The following is a 15,069-nucleotide window of genomic DNA, read 5'->3' on the forward strand; positions in this document are numbered from 1 at the left end:
GTAGCATTTGAAAATGGCTATTTTCATAGTGATGGCGGTATGCAATGGTTATATGCTGTACCAATTAAGATAGAGGAAATAAAAAACGATTATTGTGCTTGTGGTCGGCATAGAGACCAATAAATAATCAGAAATACCTTAAATGCCTTACCTATCAAAAACAAGTAGGATGTGCTCACAGATTTACGCTCACAATCTGATGGATAGTTTTTGATAATAGATACTACAACCAGTTGAAATGTCACTACAGGCGCAAAGATAAGCAAACCATATAGTTTCAAGTAAATTAATTGAATGCGACGATAATCAATTAATGGTTTATACAGTGAATGTCATAGTTACTATGCTTATTTCTGATGCAATATTAAGCGTAAGCCCACTGGTAATATGATGACAAAATTTTAAAAATTAGTCGGTTTGAATATTATCTTATCTGTCGTTAAGACAAGCGAACATCAATCTTGCAGAGGGCCTATCTGCCAAAAAACGAGTTTAGTTTATTTTGCTAAACTAAACCAAGCATCATTAATTGCTGTTTCCTTTGAATTAAAGCGAACAGATATGCCCTCACTATCTTCCGTAGCATACCAAAACTCATCATTCGCGCCTACTTTTACTTTAAAGAGTTTACTGGTTACGATGTTGCCAACAGTATATGTCGATCCTGCTTTAAAAAACGGATTCCCATTCGTACATACTAATTTATCACCAGAGCATACAATGAACTGATTCTCCCATCGTTAGAAATTTATACGGAATGTATATCATTCTCGACTGGATTCCAATTTAAATAATGTTAAACAAATGTTTTCTTTATGTAACTTGGACTTATACCCATGACTGATAAAAATAACTTTAATGATGACTGATTCCCTAGATCTATTTCTAGCTTAAACCATTAATAATAGGCCTATTGAGAGGGCCTAGATGCGAAAACTTACGAATGAGTCAACCGTGAAAATTGACGGTTTTGAACTACTGTTAATATGCCTAGTTTGCCAAGTTTGGCTTTATAGTTTTTTCAGCATAATACAGCTTGCAGGTTAAGTTGGGGCATGCAGGTATGCCAGAGTTAATCATCTGTTCAAAACCAAAACTAAAATGACCGCCTGATGCGGGTCATTTTAGTTAGCAGACAACTGATCCTTTTTAACTATTGTTCTACGATAAAGATATCATGCCTCACTTGTTCAAATACATCTTAGCCAGCCCGTCATTAATCTTATCTCGATCATAATAAAGCGCACCATTCTCAGTCATTACCTATTACCCCTCCCGCTACTTTTAGTTTCCTTACCTTTCAAAAGTTCGAGACGAGCGATCTTTGTAGCGACAGTGTTAAAACTGAAACTTTGTTTTGCAATTTATCATACCTTTAACTATGATTACTTTCTTACGGGAAACTAACGATAGGTAACAATATGAAAATAAACAAGCTATATGCCAGTATCGCATTGACCAGTGCTTTATTGCTCACAGGTTGCGGCGGTGACGATGACGGTGAATATATAGTAGGCAACAATGATAACACTGGCCCTATCATCAATAATGAGCTGAATTACACCGTATTCGATGCTTTTACGGATGTGTCAAATGATGAGTATATAGAGGGATGGGGCAAGCTTGCCTACAAATTTAGTAATAGTGGCTTTACAGAAACTATCTCTACCATTGTGGGCAGCTCGGCTACTGCCTATCAAAACAGCAGAGATGATGAGGGAAATAACTCAAACTACTATGTTGGCAATAAAGTATTCATAAAAGTGAGTGATGAGTTTGACAACCGATTCTACAAGCTAAAATTTACTGATAGTGACAGCTTTGAATCAAGAATTCAGACCGATAATGCAGCCATTGATAGTGTTTATGATATCGAAACTTTAGACCTTAGCGGTATCAAGAAGTTAGCCAATAATGCTGACACAGGCATTAGCACTGTCTTAGACTATGACTATTTCCCAGACAATCTTGCCTTCCCTACTGGCTCTCAATGCTATATTTTTCAGGAGACACCGTCTCAGTCCTATTATTATTTTTATCAGCAAGCTTCTAGAGAAGAAATCACTATTAATGAATGGATCGCCGAACAAAAACAAGGCAACGTGGTAAAAAACCTCGTTCAAGAAAAAGTTGGACTGAATAACGAACTGTCAGCTGCTAGATATACTGATGAGGATGGCAATATTGTCGCTGCTGTTGAGTACAATGGTTTGGTCTATGATTCTGATTTTTATCAAAAAGGCGTTAAAGAAGATAGTGATACGGACTTTACGGCCGATATTGTCGATTGTGACCTGTACAATACTGTTGCGGCTGATTTCATAGAAGCACAAATCAAAGCCAATTATTAGAAATAACTGTGTGCTAAAAGATAGCTGTCATATTACTAGCTTTAGCACTAAGCACTCTTAATCTTGCCTCATAAAAATGAAATAAAAATAGCGCCTGCAATGGGCGCTATTTTTATGAGGCAAACTCTATGATTGTGCCAACGTTTCAAAGACTTCGTTCAACCATTGGCATACAGCTGCTTACTCTAAGCTGTACTTTCAATACCTGAGCTTTCGTTTCTCATCAACCAGTCTAATAGAAGTCTGCAATCGCTCGTAACACTTATGACCGTCACAAAACCGCTATTAACGAATGTCAGACGCGAGTGGCGGAAAATTCAATTATAGTAAGTACTAGTGCATGTCCTCAATTCAATCCATGATAATCTAAATAGATTAAAACAAATAAAAGGATGGTCTTATGAAAAATTTAGCACTGGGAGTAGTAGCAGGACTGGGATTGAGCGCTTGTGCTAGTGGCATAAGTGGTGGGACAATGGTTAATACCAACCCAAACAACATAATGACTCAATACCCCGTTGAGACTGCGATGCTCAACATCTATACCAAACAACGGAGTGAAAAATTGGTTGCTATTGTAGGTAATCAAAGTGCCTCAGCAGACATTCAAATCACGCTTAAAGGCAGCTTTCAATTCAATAATAAAGCGGTGCAAGGTGCCGAAGTAAATACTATCAATAAAGTGAATAATCGAATTACTGATCAGTCAGTTGCTATTAATTACTTTACCCTGAATCCATTAGTGTTTCATGGTTTCACAGATAGCACGGGTAAATACTCGCTATCGAACCAGACAACTATCATTCCTAAGATGGCTACAGTCGGCGACTCAAATAAGTTGATTACTGAAACCGTCTATGCTGACAGCAGTATGCGTAAAAAAATAGGGTCGTATGAGCAAGACTGGGCTCTTACGCGAGACACCAATAATACGGCATGGCTCTGTATAGAAAACTCAAAAAACTTACTACTTAGCTCTGATCCTATAGGCACTTCATCCGAATGCTACAAAATCAATGCCAAAGGCGATATCTTAGCGAGCAAAGTCACACTAAGTCAGCCATCTACGAATGGCACTAAGACGGTGACGTTTGTTAGTCAGTAGTTTATGCGCATATCGTGTATGTAGAGTACGCATTGGATACTCATACAAATAGCGAGGTTTTTTCTAACGTATGACCTATTTTTAGGTTATATATAGTCGGTTCAATATGATTTGGATACAAGGAAGCCGAGTGAAAGCACTACAAGTAGCAGGCTAAGCGAGACTGACACCATACCCAATTTATAGAGGATTGACTAGAGCAAGCCAACGATATAGATGGCTTGCTCCATTTTTCTAAAATAATTCCTGCCAACCTAAATATGTGTGTTGTCAGCTCGTTTGGAACAACACCAATACTTTCCAGATTTTATAATCCATTTACTGTGTAGCGTACGATAACTTCATTATCGAGTACTACATTGGTTGACCAAATGAATTCAGCATCTGCTTTTTCATTATCAAAAATATCTGTGAAATTGGTATAAGCTGACTTGTTGTCTACCCCAATGGTTTGGTTACTATAAGTGGTGGCATTCGGCCAACTAGAATCATCAAAGTCTGCTTGTTGCCAATTGGTAGGCAATTCCCAATGCAGGCCATAATCTGCCGAACTATCTTGCACATTGCCGGTGGTAACACAATTACTAGATAGGCGCTCGCTACCTGACTCACTAACACAGGACAAGTCTCTAATCGGCGCGGTATAAAAGGTTTGTGCTTTCCAGTTTTCATCGGTCTTGGCGATGATGTTGTTATCTTTATCTTTGATCACAGCGACGAGACCACCGTCTCCTGCATGAAACTCTGAGCCGTTATTGCTTTCTGAACCAATACCTAAGTTTTCTTCCCAATCTACCAGATGCATAGCAACGGTAAACGGTGCTTTTGCCTTAAAACGTACAATGTTTGAATTGAACTGAGTAAATGGCACATTGTCACGTCCGACGGCTACGCCATTTACATACATCTCAAAATAATTATCTGCAAAGACGTAAGCGGTATACACCTCACCATCTGCATCTACTTCAATGATGTCTGAGCCATCAAGTTGAGATAAAGCTTCACTGGCGGTGCGATAGTCGTTGCCCGTACAAGGGTTGTTTAAGTCGGATGCCACTGGGAAATCTGTATTGAGCAAATTGGTCGCTGCTGGTACTGTCCACGATTTACCGTCAGTTGACTGGATACTACCGATGTTGGTTTGACGACCGCGGTCACATTCATAGGCATTTGTCACGTCAGTCTGGGCAAGACCTTGAGTTAAGCTAGCGGTGCCAGTATAACTGCTGGCATCTGCACTACTTATTGATGCTGTCGTTTGCTCATTGGCATCGGTAGCTGCTGAGTCTATTTGAGTTTGGCTACACGCCGCTAGCAATACAGCAGATATTGTCGTGGTTAGCAAAGCAGGTATTAAAATAGGTTTCATTAGGATTCCTTAGCATTATATAAAATGGTCTAAAACTCAGCTTATTTGTCTCTATAACTGATCATTATCATTAGATGCACATTATTTTTTCTGTGTATCATCAGTGCGTTTATAAGTCTGTACGGTCGTACCCTCTGGATCAATAAACTCAAAAGTATAAGTATCTTTAGTCGCTTCAGTAGCGCCCCAACCATAATTCAGCTTATGCTCTTGACCGTCATGGGTATACGTTAGACTATATTGAGTCGGGCTTATAATCTTGTAATCTGTGATCTCGGCTCCGCGCAAAGGCGTTAGCGCTGGACGAACGCCGTGCGTATGCGCTTGCGGTGCAATCTCATTTTCCGGCGCTGTCGTATCTGGGTTTATAGTGACCTTACCGCGCAAGCCTGCAATTAAATACGGAAACTCTGAGGTAGCATGGTATTCATAGCTACCGTCTTCATTGAATTTGCCTAGATATTCATCCAGCTCATCATCCGTTTCACCATAGACAGGAAAGCCGTCTAGTGCATAAGCAATGGGCTTACCTTCACCAACTTGTGACTGTAGATGAGTTGGTGCAAGATGATAATGGTAGTCATCAGCGCGTCCAGAATGCCCGCCCCAATTGTCTAATTCTCCGAATGCTTTGGCGTCCTCACCGCGATTGTTTAATGGGTTGAATATAGGAATGCCATTGGCTGCAATCGCGATGGCCCCTTTCATAAAATTGTCTTTGGCCATCAAAGGCTCATCGGCAAGCTCAGGCTGTAAGGGAATGACCCAACTGTTCTCATTGGTATAATCCTGGTCGATAGGTACTTGCTGTTGCCAACTGGTGATACCTGTCATCATTTCATGGCTTGGGACACCATTTGATTCGACATACAGATATTTATCATCATGATGGGTACTGACGTTATCAAATGAGCCAAATACTGAGGTCATAAAGTCAATGTCATTGGCAGGTACTGGCAAATGAGCAATCGCCTCTTTCGTCTTTGCACCGATATTTTGGGCCGTCTCAGTACTGCTACAAGCCACAAGCAACGCAGCTGAACCCAATACACCAAAAACTGAATAGGCCATTTTTGAGGTTCGGTTTTTTTTGTGGCGTATGTTCAAAACATAAAAGCACACCAAACCACTCGCTAAGACCAAGCCACCCAACAGGTAGAAGAATAAGACAGAGCGCGTGTCACTGTTATCCGTCATGACAGACGTTGCCGCATCAGCTTTATTTATTGCCGTTCCATTATCGTTAGCGATAACAGTAGTATCGCTTGGATTTTGGATAGCCGTTAATTGATTACTACTTACTAGATTGTCAATCACTGCTAGCTGATTGATCGCTTGAATATGGGCGTTTTTTTCTAGAAGATAGGTTTGATCATCGGCTGAAAAGTCCGATAAATCAAAAGAGAGCAACTGATGGTGACTATCCGTTAAATAAACAGTACCGTATTCTAGTTTGATAAAATCAGCAGCGACACTAGGCTGGCCTGTGATTTGCCATTCTTTGGCAGCGATGGTATGTGCACTAAGGTCATGGGCGTAGGCAGAAGTCAGTGATGTAACTTGTATGGCAGTGCCAATAGCAAGCAAGCTGAAAGCTCGAGCTGTTTTTGTAAGGGTCATAACACGCTCTCGTTTGGATTGATATTTGAAAATTAGTCATAGTCAGACTGATATGCGTATACGCACCTGTCTAACCATCGTGGCTACTTGTCGTTACTCACACAAAAAATTATAGTGACAAAATGATGAATTCATTATATTGAGAATATAATATCAATTTTTACTTTAGATAAACTTTAAGAAGTGTTAAGCCCTATTGCGTTTTTTACTATGGAAATCCTATAGACTATATTTTCGCCTGATGTCCTATCATCAATTGCTATGCAATGTATGGCGATAACTAGCAGTGTTCTTATATGAGACAGCATCGTGCAAAATCAAAAACGCATCCCACTGTCTTCTAAACATTGCAGCGGATTTTTATCAGACGCACAAGGTTGAATTTTTTTGAGTTCATCAAGCGATAGATATTCAAAATAATTGGTCAGTGCAACACGGGCATCGGGGTCATTTATAAAATAACCATCATCATATATTTCATTTTTCCAACTCGGATTTACTCGATATAAATAAGATTTATAGTCTATTTTAGCTAACGCCTCGTCAGGGAGCTGATCAAAAGGGCCATCGTAATAGTTGTTTTTATAAACATTATTGGCATTAACGCCTACTAATATGGCAAATTTTTCCATAGGCAGGTAGACAAATTGAGTCCTAGCACCCACTTTAAGTACGTCGCTAAAGGGATAGTAAAATTCATCATCTCTGGATAAAGGATTAATATAATAGAAGTTATTGGTAGTAGGATGAAATGCTAAATAGAGTGTGACTCCCGAATCATCCATCATTGGTAGGTTGACTTCAAAACCTTGACCCTCAAGCGTCTTTACAAAATCAGCATCCGGCTCTATCTGATTAATCTCAAGATTTTTTTTGATATTTTTGAAAGTTAATTGATATAAATTAGGTTGATAATTTTTCAAGCTAAATATGTCTGATGACTTATATAGTTTATGATGCGTTTTAAATTCACCCCGTTCTTTGCCAGCTATATCATAAAAATATATAAAGGATAAGCTGCCCTGCTGTCTTAACTTATGACCCACCAACATATTGCCTTTTATTAAGTTGCCCTGATGGTAAAAGTTAAAATAATAATAGCCTTCTGAAGGGTAAATAGTGAGGGTATCGCCAGTCTGTGATAGTACGTATTCAAAAACGTCGTCTACATTATCAATATCAAGCTCAGTATCTTGATACAGTTCATTGACCATTTTCTCGTTGGTATTTAGAGCATTGGCTTGAGCAGAATACAAAAAAAGCAAGCTCACCAGTAGGTAACAAAAGGTTTTCATGAATACTCTCCAAAATGTGGCTTAGTACATAAAAAATGACAGCTAAATGCTTAACTGTCACTTTGTTCTACTCCTAGATAGCATATATAGCATTGCTCAATTATTTTGTTAGCTTCATAGACTCAAGTTCAACGTTTTCATCGTTGATCCCTACTTTAGTAGTAATACAATTATGGGTTTTACGGGTTTTACCAAATAGATGACCTGCGCTTTGCGCCAGTTCTTCTTCACCACCCGTAAATTCACGTGCTTTAAAAATCTTAAATGATTTTTTGGACCAATGCGAGTCAGACTTGCCCCAACGATGACCTCCTCGCTTAGTTTCAGTCATCTCACCTTCAACGAATGCGCCACAAACCTCGCCATAGCTTTTGTTCGTCATGTTATTTTTTTCAGCAAACTCGGTTAGAGCTACTTGCGATGCATCCTCTTCCAGCGGCACGTTCACCTTTGAGGACACCATGTTTGCCTTGCCCTTTTTCTTCTCTTTCCCAGTGGTGCTCCAATTATGCGTCCACGCCGCAATCGCACTGTTTTCCGTGACAGTCATACCACTTTTGGCACCTGCCATATCATCGGCGGCATGGCTGAGCCCTACTAGAGACATGCTCAGTGTCAGTATCGTTATTTGCTTATAAATATTCATAATATACATCCTTGTGTAAAAGTATTTAATATCAATAAATCACTATAAATAGCTGATACTACTATCAGAAGCTACGTTAGGTTCACCATCAAATGTTCCACATGACGGACTACTTGCCTGAATCTCTCTAGGGCCTTGATTGATTCTTAAAGTCTTCGATAGCTTCAAAAGCTTTGTCTTTTCTTCTTTGCCAAGGCCATCTAAAGCCCTCTTCCTTATCCACTTCAACATCATTTGAATTATTGATGGAACTTGATTGATTGCTGATTTCCATTGCTTCTTTTTGCTGCATACTTGAGGGTGTGGCTTCATTGACACTCATCATTGAGGTTTCAGAGATACGCAAGTTTTGAGTATTGATATCCTCAGCATAGGCGATGGTGGCTAACGGTAAAATACAAATGCTAGCTAAGATGGCTTTCGACAGTTTCATGATTGTAACCCTCTACAGTTAATGAACTAACAGCACTTTGCTCTCTCAGGCGTCGCTACTTCTTTGTCCTTTTTCTGCCAAGGCCAGCGCCATCCTCGTTCAGCATCAACTTCTACATCGCTACCGTCTTGAATGGCGTTCGATTTTTCGCTCATATGGTCATTTTCGTTGTGCATTTTCATGGCTGATGGTGCTGCTTCATTGACACTCATCATTGAGGTTTCAGAGATACGTAAGTTTTGGGTATCAACGTCTTCAGCATAGGCGATGGTGGCTAACGGTAAAATACAGATGCTGGCGAGTACAGCTTTTGCTAATTTCATAGTTATCGTCCTTTATGGTTGCTTAACTCCGATATGCGAGATTAAAAATCCATACAGCCAATTAATTTGATTAGCAAAACTAACCAAATTAATTAGTATAACTAGGTATAGCAGAAATATTCATGATTTTCCATGAATATATTTTATACAATAGATATAGATAGCTTGTCTAAAACCAGATAATAAAATGATATGTTAACCATCTCCATCAACCAAAAAGCGCTTCTTACCCGTCAACAACATCTCCATCACAGCCAGTATTTTCCACCAAATTATTACTTCTCCTGTGAGCAATACTGAAATTGCCATACCAAATGCTGGCATTAGTAGAGGAAACGGCATAACCTTGAATGCAGTATTTCGACTGAGCAGATATGCTCACAGTACAAAGCCAATCGGGATTGAGATGTAAATGCTCATCTGCCGTGGGAGACGCCAGTAAACGGCGTCTCGGTCCGGTAACGACGATCGAATAAACATTACATTGTATTTATGGCTATGGCTATTTTCGGAGGAGTGATGACTCTTGTAAGCCAATCCCGCCGGGCAGCGACATCAGCTGTGCTTGTCCTAATGATATGGAGCGTGAGTTTCTTTCTCCATTTTTTTTGGGAGATGGCACAGGTACCGTTTTTCTCCGGCATGGCCGAAGCAAGACACTGGGATGTGGTCTGGCTTTGCACGCGTGCGACCGTCGGTGATGCCAATATTGCTTTTGGCGCCTACGTGCTTGCGGCATTGTTTGTAAAAGACTGGTTCTGGATTGCAAAGCCGTGGCGCCTGTTGACTTTATCGATATACCTTAGCGTTGGCCTAATCGTAACAATACTCTTTGAATACTGGGCAACTGGCGCTGGCCAAAGGTGGAATTATAGCGGGCTGATGCCTGATGTTCCGTTACTGAGCGTAGGTGCGTTGCCGCTCGTTCAGTGGGTGGTCATTCCGATACTGTTAATCTACACTGTAAAATGGATGTTCATAGGTTGGCAGATATCCAAGTAATGTAGGCTAGCATTAAAAGCAGTTGGTGTTGTTTAGCTCATTACACCTGAAAGACAGGCGCAAACCCACCTCCTGGTGTACGGAAATTGGTCGTCTGACCCTGATAAACACGCGCCGCAGGTAGTAGCAGTTTTCCATCATACGTATAAAGACGTATATCAACCTTTCTCGTTGTAACAGTGTCATCAATTTTTATTGATCGCTCTCCTGCAGGAGCAAAGGTCTGTGCGATATAATCCTCATCAAGGATGTTCTCAAAAACGCGTCGAGTCAGCTTGCTACCGCGATAGACCCCTTTGCTTCCATGACCAGCAACTGGCTTAAAAAACAGCTGTCGCCGAGTACGCCACAACGCTGCTGCATCGTCTTTTGATACGAGCTTAGTCCTTGGTACAGACTTTTCGAGACATTCTACTGCTGCATCACTCAGTCCCCAAGCGCGCAATGTCTGCGAATCGGATAGCAAGGTCAAGTTGTGCTTATTGGCCAACATAGCATGCACATGGGGATTGGGTGTCACCACCACAGCACCTTCTAGATACGCACGCTTAAGCAGTGCATGGTCAGGCTCCTCAAACGTGAAGTCGACCAGCCGGTTGTAGACCATATCGATTTTCTGTCCATGGGCTGTCAGAGCACCATCGACATAGTCGAGTTCAGAGGGATCTAGTATCACAGTATCAATGCCTCTAGCTTGGAGCAGTTGACGTGCTAACTCGAACTCCAAAAACATGAACTGATGCTTAGGGTCATTATCGATAATAGCTATGCGACTAGGCATGGCAGTAGCCGATTGTCGCTGCCATTCCTGTTTGAACATAGTAAACACTGACTCTTCAAATGTATCTAACACTTGAGTCGTTGCAGCGCTTTGCTGTGAGGCGTTACAACAGCGTTTTTGTGCGCGAGCGAGCAACACATTCAGAAATGCGCCACCAGCATTGGTATTGACCTCTATGAGCTGAGGGCCGTCACGACCCAAGTGAAAGTCATAGCCCATCAGAGCCCCTATTGGACCAGGGTCAAAAGCAGAGATTTCTGATGCCCACGACAGCGCTTGCGCTTGATACGATGGCAGTTTGGCAGCCAACTCGATAGCGTCAACGATCCGCTCCATCGCCGCTATCTCTGTTTTGGGGACGAACACTGGTGTTGCTGAAAAAAGCTTATTAAGCTCGTTCGCTCCTATTGGATTGTTTCTATTTTCTACCAATTGATCTTGCAGGCTTGTATTGAGCGCTTTACGATCGAGGGTAATGCAGTAGCACTCTTGATTCAGTCGATTTGCGAGACCGTCATTCGTCTCATCGTTATTGCTGGTTAGGTGTTTCATTTAAACCTCGTCGTTAAGTAGATTACTTACGCTGACATACTCTAGTAAGTAGGCAAAGGCCACACCCGTATAGAATGAAAATATCGAGGACAATAGCACAGGAGTAGTGAATTTTTTATATAATCCAGGGGCTATGAATGACCAAATTTGATACAGGATACAAGGCATCGCTGCAAATGCAGCGACGAATATCGTTAAGTGAATGGGTGCCATAAAGTTTGACGTGATGACAGTGGCAATCATATGAGTGCCGCTATTTATAAGCGGCGCTACTTATACTTTGTGCTGATCATCAGTGGTGACACGACTGATTTCTGTATCATCAGCCTGAGCCCCTACCTGCGTATTTGAACCATTGTTTGAAAATGGCGTACTACTTTCATGGTCAAGTGAACGATTATTGCGAGCATGCGAGGTTTCTTCATCTTTGACTGCTTCTTTAAAACCTTTTACTGCACCGCCTAAATCTTTACCCGCATTTTTAAGCTTAGCGGTGCCAAATACGACCACCACCACAACCAATAAAATCAGCCAATGTGTAATAGAAAAACTGCCCATAACGTGATCCTTATATTTTAAAGTCTTGATAAGACCAGTATATATATGTGTGCTTTAGAAACTGCTTTACCGTACCGAAATTACAGTTTCAAGCGACGCAATCTCAGCGCATTGCCAATAACAGATACTGAAGACAGACTCATCGCAGCGGCCGCTATCATTGGACTGAGCAACAGCCCAAAGAAGGGATACAGAACACCTGCCGCAAGCGGTATACCAAGCGCATTGTAGATAAACGCAAAAAACAGGTTTTGTCTGATATTTCGCATCGTAGAATGACTCAGTTTATGGGCTCTGACGATTCCCATCAGATCACCCTTCACTAGCGTGATGCCAGCACTCTCCATAGCCACATCTGTTCCTGTGCCCATGGCGATGCCAACGTTAGCTTGTGCAAGAGCGGGAGCATCGTTAATACCGTCACCTGCCATTGCCACGACCTTACCGCTATTTTGTAGCTCTTTGATAATACGGTTTTTGTCTTCTGGAGAGACGTCAGCATGTACCTCATCAATATTTAACTTACTGGCAACGGCTCTAGCGGTTATTTCGTTGTCACCTGTTAGCATGACCACCTTTAGTCCAGCCTGATGCAGTAAAGATATCGCTTCGCTGGTACTCGGCTTGATCGGATCAGCGACTGATATTAAACCAGCAGCTTGGCCGTTTACTGCTACAAACATTACCGTTTCGCCGTCTTTTCTGCGCTTATCAGCACGTTCTGAAAGCGTACTGTCAAAGCTATCAAGACGTTGCATAAATTTTGAGTTGCCTACAGCGACTTGCTTGCCATTGACCAGTGCCTGCGCGCCTTCGCCAGTGGTTGAGCTAAAATCACTGGCTTTAGCAATATCAAGAGATTTTTCCTGCGCAGCTTTAACGATAGCTTCTGCCAAAGGATGTTCGCTGGCAGTCTCTACCGCAGCGACAAGTATAAGCAGTTCGTTTTCATCTAAACCACCAAGCGCTTCGATAGCAGTAAGTTCTGGTTTGCCTGCGGTTAATGTTCCTGTTTTATCGACAACGATGGTATCGACTTTTTCCATGCTCTCTAACGCTTCAGCGTTTTTGATAAGCACGCCATTCTGAGCACCCTTGCCAGTACCGACCATAATCGACATAGGCGTGGCGAGTCCTAAAGCACAAGGGCAAGCAATGATTAACACTGCAATAGCGTTGACCAGTGCAAAGGCCATGGCAGGCGCAGGTCCGAAGATAGCCCAGACGATAAAAGTTATGATAGAGCAGATAAGGACAATTGGCACAAACCACCCAGCCACCTTATCCACCAGTTTCTGTATTGGTGCGCGACTGCGCTGGGCTTCAGCAACCATTTTGACGATCTTGGACAGTACCGTGTCATCACCCACGTCAACCGCTTCAACCAGTAGGGTTCCCGTGCCGTTTACCGTACCGCCAGTAACCGTATCGCCTTTTGCTTTAGAAACTGGAATAGGTTCCCCCGTTACCATCGACTCATCGATACTGCTACTGCCTTCAAGCACAATGCCATCTACAGGGAGTTTCTCTCCTGGCTTAACCCGTAATTTATCGCCACTGATAACTTCGTCAAGGGAGACTTCTGTCTCAACGCCTTGCTCATCCACCCGCCTTGCATTCGGCGGTGCCAACTCAAGAAGAGCACGAATTGCGCCAGAAGTCTGGCTTCGGGCTTTAAGCTCTAGCACCTGACCTAGTAATACCAATGTCGTGATAACCGCTGCTGCTTCATAATAAACACCGACTCGACCAGATGCATTCCTAAAACTGTCTGGGAAAATACCCGGAATAAAGGTTGCTACCAGACTGAAACCAAACGCTGTGCCTACACCTATCGCAATTAGGGTAAACATATTTAGGTTGCGACTTTTTATGGATTGCCAACCTCGCACGAAGAAAGGCGCTGCTCCCCATAGTACCACTGGTACCGCAAGCGCCAACTGTATCCACTGAGCAATCTGTCCAGCGATATCACCCTGACCGCCTTGAATGAAGCTGTCCAAATTTATACCTACCATATCGCTCATTGCATACAAAAACAAAGGGACGGTCAGCACGGTACAAATCCAAAAACGCCGAGTCATGTCATCGAGCTCTGAGGTATCCTCTTCACCAATAGTAACAGTCTCTGATTCAAGTGCCATGCCACATATGGGACAACCACTATTCTCAATATCTCTGACTTCGCGATGCATAGGACAGGTATAAACGGTTCCGCTGTAACCCTCTGGCACCTTATCGTACTTGCCGCCTTTCATAGAGTTTACCTTAGTAAGGTCATTATCCTTTCCATGACGGTGTGCATGACTGTCTTCATTATCATCTGAATCAGTAACCTCGCCCTCAGGTTTGAGAAACATACCGCATATTGGGCAATCGCTTTTTTCCACATCTCTCACTTCGGGATGCATAGGGCAGGTATAAACGGTACTGCTATAATTTTCCGGTACTTTGTCGTACTTACTTTCTTTAGTAGGATGGGCATCGGTATTTGACGGACTATGACAGCTTGTATGGTCATCTTTCATTGCTACCATCTCGGCAACAGTGTCTTCAGGTTTAAGAGACATTTTGCATATGGGACAGCCGCTATCTGTAATATCTCTGACTTCAGGATGCATAGGACAGGTATAAACGGTTCCACTATAGCTTTCCGGTACTTTGTCGTACTTACTTTCTTTAGTAGGATGGGCATCGGTATTCGACGGACTATGACAGCTTGTATGGTCATCTTTCATTGCTACCATCTCGGCAACAGCGTCTTCAGGTTTAAGAGACATTTTGCATATGGGACAGCCACTATCTGTAACGTCTCTTACCTCTGGATGCATCGGACAGGTATAAACGGTTCCGCTGTAACCCTCTGGCACTTTGTCGTATTTACCGCTTTTGATATGCGCTTGCTTGGTCACATGTTTCATAAAAACTACTCCTTGAAGACCATAAGTAAAGATTCTGATTCAGTCATATCAACCGCTGATAGCCGTTGTCTCTACTCTTACTTTATACGCTTAATAACTTAGCTAAGAATAAG

The 15,069-nt window shown here is 42.0% G+C and carries 13 protein-coding genes and 1 pseudogene; 3 read left to right on the plus strand and 11 right to left on the minus strand.

Annotation, left to right across the window (positions count from 1 at the left end):
* The first annotated feature begins 1,421 nt into the window (after positions 1 to 1,421).
* On the plus strand, positions 1,422 to 2,351 hold the full coding sequence (locus tag IP485_RS13060; protein ID WP_198327642.1) for a hypothetical protein: 930 nt from the start codon (positions 1,422 to 1,424) through the stop codon (positions 2,349 to 2,351).
* Positions 2,352 to 2,751: 400 nt separating this feature from the next.
* Positions 2,752 to 3,456, plus strand: a complete 705-nt coding sequence (locus IP485_RS13065; RefSeq protein WP_198327645.1) for a hypothetical protein — start codon at positions 2,752 to 2,754, stop codon at positions 3,454 to 3,456.
* Positions 3,457 to 3,763: 307 nt separating this feature from the next.
* Here IP485_RS13065 and IP485_RS13070 read toward each other — a convergent pair whose 3' ends face one another.
* From IP485_RS13070 to IP485_RS13100, 7 genes are all read right to left on the minus strand, one after another.
* Positions 3,764 to 4,825: a hypothetical protein gene (locus tag IP485_RS13070; protein WP_198327647.1), complete on the minus strand. Its 1,062-nt coding sequence runs from the start codon at positions 4,823 to 4,825 to the stop codon at positions 3,764 to 3,766.
* An 81-nt stretch (positions 4,826 to 4,906) separates the two neighbouring features.
* Positions 4,907 to 6,445, minus strand: a complete 1,539-nt coding sequence (locus IP485_RS13075) for a YHYH protein (RefSeq protein WP_198327648.1) — start codon at positions 6,443 to 6,445, stop codon at positions 4,907 to 4,909.
* 317 nt (positions 6,446 to 6,762) lie between these two features.
* A complete protein-coding gene (locus IP485_RS13080) occupies positions 6,763 to 7,740 on the minus strand; it encodes a hypothetical protein (protein WP_198327650.1) in 978 nt (325 codons plus the stop codon).
* 100 nt (positions 7,741 to 7,840) lie between these two features.
* On the minus strand, positions 7,841 to 8,347 hold the full coding sequence (locus IP485_RS13085) for a hypothetical protein (RefSeq protein ID WP_227686550.1): 507 nt from the start codon (positions 8,345 to 8,347) through the stop codon (positions 7,841 to 7,843).
* A 166-nt stretch (positions 8,348 to 8,513) separates the two neighbouring features.
* A complete protein-coding gene (locus IP485_RS13090; RefSeq protein WP_198327655.1) occupies positions 8,514 to 8,819 on the minus strand; it encodes a hypothetical protein in 306 nt (101 codons plus the stop codon).
* A gap of 26 nt (positions 8,820 to 8,845) precedes the next feature.
* Complete coding sequence (locus tag IP485_RS13095; protein ID WP_198327657.1) at positions 8,846 to 9,142, minus strand: hypothetical protein; 297 nt, start codon at positions 9,140 to 9,142, stop codon at positions 8,846 to 8,848.
* Between the two features lie 195 nt (positions 9,143 to 9,337).
* Positions 9,338 to 9,484, minus strand: coding sequence for a hypothetical protein (locus IP485_RS13100; protein ID WP_198327659.1), 147 nt, complete (start codon positions 9,482 to 9,484; stop codon positions 9,338 to 9,340).
* Positions 9,485 to 9,661: 177 nt separating this feature from the next.
* On the opposite strand from IP485_RS13100, the gene IP485_RS13105 reads away from it, so the two are divergent.
* Complete coding sequence (locus IP485_RS13105; protein WP_198327661.1) at positions 9,662 to 10,144, plus strand: hypothetical protein; 483 nt, start codon at positions 9,662 to 9,664, stop codon at positions 10,142 to 10,144.
* A 40-nt stretch (positions 10,145 to 10,184) separates the two neighbouring features.
* Here the strand turns inward: IP485_RS13105 and IP485_RS13110 are convergent, their stop codons facing one another.
* The 4 genes and pseudogenes from IP485_RS13110 to IP485_RS13125 all read right to left on the minus strand — a co-directional run bounded on the left by IP485_RS13110 (position 10,185) and on the right by IP485_RS13125 (position 14,956).
* A complete protein-coding gene (locus IP485_RS13110) occupies positions 10,185 to 11,477 on the minus strand; it encodes a hypothetical protein (protein WP_198327663.1) in 1,293 nt (430 codons plus the stop codon).
* A gap of 42 nt (positions 11,478 to 11,519) precedes the next feature.
* Positions 11,520 to 11,720, minus strand: a pseudogene (locus IP485_RS13115) (twin-arginine translocase subunit TatC); the annotation flags it as partial.
* 30 nt (positions 11,721 to 11,750) lie between these two features.
* On the minus strand, positions 11,751 to 12,035 hold the full coding sequence (gene tatA, locus IP485_RS13120; RefSeq protein ID WP_198327667.1) for a Sec-independent protein translocase subunit TatA: 285 nt from the start codon (positions 12,033 to 12,035) through the stop codon (positions 11,751 to 11,753).
* A gap of 80 nt (positions 12,036 to 12,115) precedes the next feature.
* A complete protein-coding gene (locus IP485_RS13125; RefSeq protein WP_265090954.1) occupies positions 12,116 to 14,956 on the minus strand; it encodes a copper-transporting P-type ATPase in 2,841 nt (946 codons plus the stop codon).
* Positions 14,957 to 15,069 lie beyond the last annotated feature (113 nt).

This window comes from Psychrobacter sp. NG27, from assembly GCF_016106655.1.
Taxonomy (GTDB): Bacteria; Pseudomonadota; Gammaproteobacteria; order Pseudomonadales; family Moraxellaceae; genus Psychrobacter.

What these genes read in the sequence shown, in the direction of transcription:
- IP485_RS13105 (WP_198327661.1), top strand. Translation starts at nt 9,662, where the DNA reads ATGACTCTTGTAAGCCAATCCCGCCGGGCAGCGACATCAGCTGTGCTT.
- IP485_RS13080 (WP_198327650.1), bottom strand. Translation starts at nt 7,740, where the DNA reads ATGAAAACCTTTTGTTACCTACTGGTGAGCTTGCTTTTTTTGTATTCT.
- IP485_RS13090 (WP_198327655.1), bottom strand. Translation starts at nt 8,819, where the DNA reads ATGAAACTGTCGAAAGCCATCTTAGCTAGCATTTGTATTTTACCGTTA.
- IP485_RS13075 (WP_198327648.1), bottom strand. Translation starts at nt 6,445, where the DNA reads ATGACCCTTACAAAAACAGCTCGAGCTTTCAGCTTGCTTGCTATTGGC.
- IP485_RS13110 (WP_198327663.1), bottom strand. Translation starts at nt 11,477, where the DNA reads ATGAAACACCTAACCAGCAATAACGATGAGACGAATGACGGTCTCGCA.
- IP485_RS13065 (WP_198327645.1), top strand. Translation starts at nt 2,752, where the DNA reads ATGAAAAATTTAGCACTGGGAGTAGTAGCAGGACTGGGATTGAGCGCT.
- IP485_RS13100 (WP_198327659.1), bottom strand. Translation starts at nt 9,484, where the DNA reads ATGCCGTTTCCTCTACTAATGCCAGCATTTGGTATGGCAATTTCAGTA.
- IP485_RS13125 (WP_265090954.1), bottom strand. Translation starts at nt 14,956, where the DNA reads ATGAAACATGTGACCAAGCAAGCGCATATCAAAAGCGGTAAATACGAC.
- IP485_RS13085 (WP_227686550.1), bottom strand. Translation starts at nt 8,347, where the DNA reads ATGTCTCTAGTAGGGCTCAGCCATGCCGCCGATGATATGGCAGGTGCC.
- tatA (WP_198327667.1), bottom strand. Translation starts at nt 12,035, where the DNA reads ATGGGCAGTTTTTCTATTACACATTGGCTGATTTTATTGGTTGTGGTG.
- IP485_RS13060 (WP_198327642.1), top strand. Translation starts at nt 1,422, where the DNA reads ATGAAAATAAACAAGCTATATGCCAGTATCGCATTGACCAGTGCTTTA.
- IP485_RS13070 (WP_198327647.1), bottom strand. Translation starts at nt 4,825, where the DNA reads ATGAAACCTATTTTAATACCTGCTTTGCTAACCACGACAATATCTGCT.
- IP485_RS13095 (WP_198327657.1), bottom strand. Translation starts at nt 9,142, where the DNA reads ATGAAATTAGCAAAAGCTGTACTCGCCAGCATCTGTATTTTACCGTTA.